The 4,672-nt window shown below is 72.7% G+C and carries 5 protein-coding genes and 1 pseudogene; 2 read left to right on the forward strand and 4 right to left on the reverse strand.

Features of this window, described 5'->3' with window-relative positions; all coding sequences use genetic code 11:
- Nucleotides 1–19: 19 nt before the first annotated feature.
- Nucleotides 20–1,237 carry a histidine kinase gene (locus ABZ281_RS38600; protein ID WP_356662686.1) on the reverse strand — a complete coding sequence of 406 codons (1,218 nt, stop codon included), beginning with the start codon at nt 1,235–1,237 and terminating at the stop codon, nt 20–22.
- A gap of 234 nt (nt 1,238–1,471) precedes the next feature.
- Between ABZ281_RS38600 and ABZ281_RS38605 the strand changes: the two genes are divergently transcribed.
- Entirely contained in the window at nt 1,472–1,672 is a 201-nt protein-coding gene (locus tag ABZ281_RS38605; protein WP_356662682.1) for a hypothetical protein, read from the forward strand.
- A 38-nt stretch (nt 1,673–1,710) separates the two neighbouring features.
- Here ABZ281_RS38605 and ABZ281_RS38610 read toward each other — a convergent pair whose 3' ends face one another.
- The 3 genes and pseudogenes from ABZ281_RS38610 to ABZ281_RS38620 all read right to left on the reverse strand — a co-directional run bounded on the left by ABZ281_RS38610 (nt 1,711) and on the right by ABZ281_RS38620 (nt 3,735).
- The gene (locus ABZ281_RS38610; protein WP_356662683.1) at nt 1,711–2,106 is read right to left on the reverse strand and encodes a ribonuclease domain-containing protein; all 396 of its coding nucleotides are present in this window, start codon (nt 2,104–2,106) and stop codon (nt 1,711–1,713) included.
- A 107-nt stretch (nt 2,107–2,213) separates the two neighbouring features.
- Nucleotides 2,214–2,818: pseudogene (locus ABZ281_RS38615) on the reverse strand (dihydrofolate reductase family protein).
- Nucleotides 2,819–2,910: 92 nt separating this feature from the next.
- Entirely contained in the window at nt 2,911–3,735 is an 825-nt protein-coding gene (locus ABZ281_RS38620; protein ID WP_356662684.1) for an AIM24 family protein, read from the reverse strand.
- A 163-nt stretch (nt 3,736–3,898) separates the two neighbouring features.
- On the opposite strand from ABZ281_RS38620, the gene ABZ281_RS38625 reads away from it, so the two are divergent.
- On the forward strand, nt 3,899–4,666 hold the full coding sequence (locus ABZ281_RS38625; protein WP_356662685.1) for an SDR family oxidoreductase: 768 nt from the start codon (nt 3,899–3,901) through the stop codon (nt 4,664–4,666).
- The last annotated feature ends 6 nt before the right edge of the window (nt 4,667–4,672 follow it).

The raw sequence follows: 4,672 nt of genomic DNA on the forward strand, positions 1-4,672 counted from the left end.
CGGGCAGGGCGACGGGTGCTCACTGCCACGGCAGCCACGCCCGCACCTCGAACCCGCCCCCGGGCGGGTGCCCGTGCTCCAGCCGGCCGCCCGCGAGGGTCGCCCGCTCCGTGAGGCCGATCAGGCCCTGCCCGGAGCCCGGGACGCGCGGCACCTCGCCCACGGGCGGCGGGTTGTGCACGCGGACGGTGAGGCCGGTGGCCGGCGCGCCGGTGACGGTCACCGTGACCTCCGTGCCGGGGGCGTGCTTGCGCGCGTTGGTCAGGCCCTCCTGGGCGATCCGGTAAGCGGTGCGGCCGACGGAGGCCGGCACGGCGGCGGGATCCTCGACGCGCTGGTCCAGGGCGACCTTCATGCCGGCCTCGCGGGACTCCGCGACCAGCGTGTCCAGCGCCGCGAGGGTCGGCTGTGGCCGGCCCGTGTCGTCGGGTTCGCCCGCGCGCAGCACGCCGATGATCTCCCGCAGGTCCTGGAGCGCCTCGTGCGCGCTCTGCCGGATCACGCCCGCCGCCCGCGCCGTCTCCGCGGGGGGCGCGTCGGGCCGGAACTCCAGGGCGCCCGCGTGCACGCTCAGCAGCGTCAGCCGGTGGGCGAGCACGTCGTGCATCTCCCGGGCGATGGCCTCGCGGGCGAGCCGCTGCGCCTGTTCGGCCCGCAGTCGCGCCTCGGTCTCGGCGCGCCGGGCGCGGTGCCTGAGGCTCACCATGAGCTGCCGTTTGGCCCGTACGAACATGCCCCAGCCGACGATCGCCACGGTGATCACCACCGCGAAGGGAACGCTCACCAGATAGGGGATGTCACCGTCGGGGCGCATCAAGTAGTAGAGGGGCACCAGCGCCACGTTGACGCCGCCCACCCAGGCCACGTACCGGAAGGGGCGGTGCACCGCGAGGGTGAACAGGGCGATCGGGCCCGCGCCGCCCGAGGTGTCCGAGACGAGGGAGAGGGCCGTCATGGCCACGGCCAGCCCCAGCGGCCAGCGGCGCCGCAGCCAGACCGCCGCGCAGGCCAGCGCGCCGATCACCTGATCGACGGCGGCGAGCCCGGGCGACACGTGGGGGTTGTCCGAGAGCGCCTCCATGGCGGTCGCGCCCACGACCACGGCCAGCAGGAAGCAGGAGAAGTCGACGACCCAGTCGCGGGCGGTGCGCCGGGGCCGCCGCCCGGCCCTCGCGGCGTCGGGATCGAGTTCGTGCAGGAGGGCCGACGGGAAGAACCATCTGCGCCCGGTGACCAGCGCGGGCGTCCCTCCCACCGGTACCGGGGAGGCGTGTCCCACGTCGTCACCACTCACGAGCGACAAATCTACGCAGCCGATACCGCCCCACCCGTCCTCGGGCGGGATCGTCGACCAAAGTCGTCGCACCGCAGACTTTCGACGCGGCCGCGGCGCCGGAGCGGGGACTTCCGTCCTGTGGGGCTCGTCCCGCGGCCGATGTGCGAGGGGGGTCCGCGGGACGAGACTGGTGGGATGAAGGGAGCACTGGAGATTCTCGGCTTGCTCGCCCTGGTCCAGGGCGGGGCGGGCCTGGTGCACGGGTTCACCGACTGGAACTGGGGCCTGGTCCAGCGCCTGGGGTTCCTCGACGACTACGAGATCTACGCGAGCGCCGCGCTGCTCGTGCTGGGCGTGGCCCTGTTCGCGGCGGCCGGGAGCCGGAAGTCCGTCTGAGCTGCCGACGGACGTCCGGCCCGCGGTCCCGTCAGGGCTCAGCAGCCGTAGTCGACCAGGTCGAACGACTCGTAGTGGTCGGCCGTGTAGTAGTCCTCCTGGTTCTGCTCACCGGTGACGATGCGCCGCGCACCGCGGGTGGAGGAGCCCGGGGTGATGACCGTGTACTCGTGGTAGTAGCCGGAGGACCGGCCCGGCAGGACGCCTTCCCGGTTCTGGAAGACGGTGCCGTCCTGGTCGAACGGGTAGGGGCCGCCCTGCTCGATCAGGTCGAGCGTGTCGTGGGCCTGGGACGGCAGGGCGCTGTAGCAGATGTCGCCGACGGCGGTGGGGGCCGCGTCGGCCGTGGTGGCGGAGACGGTTCCGCCGACGAGGAGAGCGGACAGAAGGGCGACTGCTGCGCCGAGCCGCGTGGCGCGTGGGGGGAAATTCATGACGTTCATGATGACGCGCGTAGAGGCTGACATGTCAATGACAAGCCTGGAGAATTTCCTGTGAAGCCCCCGGAGTTCGCGGGGAGTTCACCGGCAGCGCGGCGCGCTCACGCGTCGTCCGGCAGGCCGAACTCGCCGTACTCTGGGCGGCCCTTCAGGTCGCACGTCTGGATCGAGACGCCCCCGCCGGTGACGCTTCCGCCGGTGTGCTCGAACGCGGTCGGTACGGCGCCCTCCGGGAACAGCCGGAACCCGAAGCCGAGCACCACCGGGAAGGTCAGCAGGTGCAGGGTGTCCACGAGGTCGAGCGCCAGCAGGGACCGGACGAGGGCGCCGCTGCCGTGCACCTGGACCTCGCCGTCGGTGCGCTCCTTCACGGCGGTGACCTCCTCGGCGAGGTCGCCGGGGAGCACGTTCGCCCCCGCCCGGCCCGGGCCCGTCGGGGGCGAGGAAGGCACGTACTTCGGCAGGGAGTTGAGCCTCGAGGCGACCGGGTCCGTGGGGTCGGTCACCGTGGGCCGGTAGGTGGCGAAGATGTCGTACGTACGGCGGCCGAGCAGGAAGGCGCCCGGGCGGGTGAAGACCTCGCCCATGAACCGGCCGAAGGCCTCGTCGGCGTACGGGAAGCTCCAGCCGCCGTGGGTGAGCCCCCCGTCTGCGGCCCGCCGGGGGCCTGGTGGATGCCGTCGAGGGTGGGGACGAGCTTGCCCATGGCGGGTGCCTGCTTCCTGATGTGGGGCCTGATGCCAGCACGTCAGACGCCACCGGCCCCCGCAACTCATCATCGCCGGCCCGTACGCCCGCTCACTGGGCGTTCGTGGAGAACAGCCCGCCCGTCGGGCCCTGCTTGTCGCCGCCCTGGGCCTTCTTCAGGGCGTTCGCGAGGCTCTCGATGGTGAGGGACTGAAGGATCACGCGGCCGTCACCCTCCAGGGTGGCCAGGGACAGGCCCTCGCCGCCGAAGGCGGCGTTCATCACGCCCTGGCGGTTGAGGCCGCCGACGCGCTGGACGCCGTACCGGATGCCCTCCTCGAAGGCCACGACACACCCCGTGTCGACCTCGACGCGGCCGCCGAAGTCGGCCGGGTTCAGGTCGATGAAGTTGCCGGCTCCGGCGATGATCACCGTCCCACATCCCGTGAACTTCTCCAGGACGAAACCCTCGCCGCCGCTCCTGCCGGTACGGCCGCCCTGGAAGGCGATGCCGAAGTCGACGGGGGACTCGGCGGCCACGAAGGCGTCCTTCTCGGCGAACCACGCGCGCGTGCCGTCCAGTTCCAGCGCGCGCATCTCCCCGGGGAGCCCGCCCGCGAAGCCGACGGTGCCCTCGCCGCCCTGGGTGGCGAAGTACTGGAACGCCAGCGACTCCCCCGCGAGGGCGCGCTGGCCGGCCTGCATGGCGGTGCCCATGGCCTGGCGCAGCAGCCCGCCCATGCCGCCCGAGCCGCTGCCGCCGGGCTGCGACTGCTGCCCGCCACCGCCCGACGGGCCGCCCAGGCGGGTCTCCATGGTCACGTTCGTGGTCTTGAACAGGAACTTTCCGGCCTCGCAGTACACCGTCTGACCGGGCTGCAGGCTCACGACCGCCATCTGCATGGCGTTGCCGACGATCTCTTGCTGAAGGGTCACGACCGGAGAACGCAGGAAGCGGAGGGAAAGGTTCCGATTGTGCGCCGAATCGGGTGTGTACCGCATCGGGTGTGTGCCGGGCCGTGGACCCTCCGGCGCGCCCGGAGACGTCGACGTCCGTTCGCCGCCAGCGCCGGTGCCGTGCGGCCACTGGGATGGACCCATGACTTCTCAGGGAACTCTTCACGGCAAGGTGGCTCTCGTGACCGGCGGGAGCCGTGGCATCGGCGCGGCGACGGCGGTACGGCTGGCGCGGGAGGGCGCGGACGTGGCCGTCGGCTATGTGAACGGCAAGGAGGCGGCGGAGGACGTCGTACGGGCCGTGGAGGCACTGGGGCGCCGGGCGGTGGCGCTGCGCGCGGACACGGGCGACGCCACGGAGGCGGCCGAGGTGGCGGACGCGGCGGCGGAGGCACTGGGCAGGCTCGACATCCTGGTCAACAACGCCGGCGTGGGGGTGCTCGGTCCACTGGACACCCTGTCGCTCGCGGACGTGGACCGGGTCCTCGACATCAACGTGCGGGGTGTCTTCCTGACCTCCCAGGCGGCCGCCGCATGGCTGCCCGAGGGCGGACGGATCATCACGATCGGCAGTTGTATGGCCCAGCGGGTGCCGGGGCCCGGCGGAACCCTCTACGCGACGAGCAAGGCGGCTCTGGCCGGTCTGACCAAGGCACTGGCCCGGGAGCTGGGCGGGCGCGGGATCACCGCGAACCTGGTCCTTCCCGGCCCGATCGACACGGGCATGAACCCGGCGGACGGGCCGTACGCGGCCGGGCAGGCGGCGATGACGGCGCTGGGCCGGTTCGGGACGGCGGAGGAGGTGGCGTCGACGGTCGCCCACCTGGCGGGGGCGACGTACGTGACCGGGGTCAGATCCCTCCCCAGCTCCGAGCGGCGGGGAGTGTTCAATGATCGGCGGATCCGATGATCAAGG

The organism is Streptomyces sp. NPDC006265, from assembly GCF_040613555.1.
GTDB lineage: Bacteria > Actinomycetota > Actinomycetes > Streptomycetales > Streptomycetaceae > Streptomyces.